1 protein-coding gene is annotated in these 556 nt (G+C 33.6%); it reads right to left on the bottom strand.

What is annotated here, in order from left to right:
• Positions 1–28 precede the first annotated feature (28 nt).
• The coding region (locus KA909_RS13410) for an ArsB/NhaD family transporter (RefSeq protein ID WP_281059147.1) at positions 29–556 on the bottom strand (528 nt) is incomplete at its 5' end.

Raw genomic sequence — 556 nt, 5'->3', positions numbered from 1 at the left:
TTCTTATCCATAATTAAAGCCCCTTTTCTTAAAATATGATTAGTGTAAGGTATAAACCTAAGAGTGTTACAAATAGGACTGGAATAGTGATGATAATTCCAGTTTTAAAGTATGTTCCCCACGAAATCTTCACACCTTTTTGTGTTAAGACATGTAGCCACAATAATGTTGCTAAAGAACCAATTGGCGTAATTTTAGGTCCTAAATCAGAACCTATGACATTCGCATAAACCATGCCTTCTTTTAATATTCCTGTAGCACTGGATTGGCCAATCGCTATTGCATCTATTAAAACAGTTGGCATGTTGTTCATAATCGAAGATAAGAAAGCAGCTATAAAGCCCATACCCATGATGCTGCTAAATAACCCATAATTTGAAATGTTTGTTAAAACATCCCCAAGGATCGTTGTAATACCTACATTTTTTAGTCCAAACACAACAAGATACATACCAATAGAGAATACAACGATATTCCATGGTGCACCTTTAATCACTTGTTTTGTATGAACTGCTTTAGATTTACGAGCTAATATTACAAAGATAAAAGCAATAAT

It is taken from the genome of Staphylococcus sp. GDX8P54P, assembly GCF_017893165.1.
Lineage (GTDB): Bacteria > Bacillota > Bacilli > Staphylococcales > Staphylococcaceae > Staphylococcus > Staphylococcus borealis.
The sequence above is the reverse complement of the archived record's forward strand: the minus strand, read 5'-3'. Positions and strand labels throughout refer to the sequence as shown.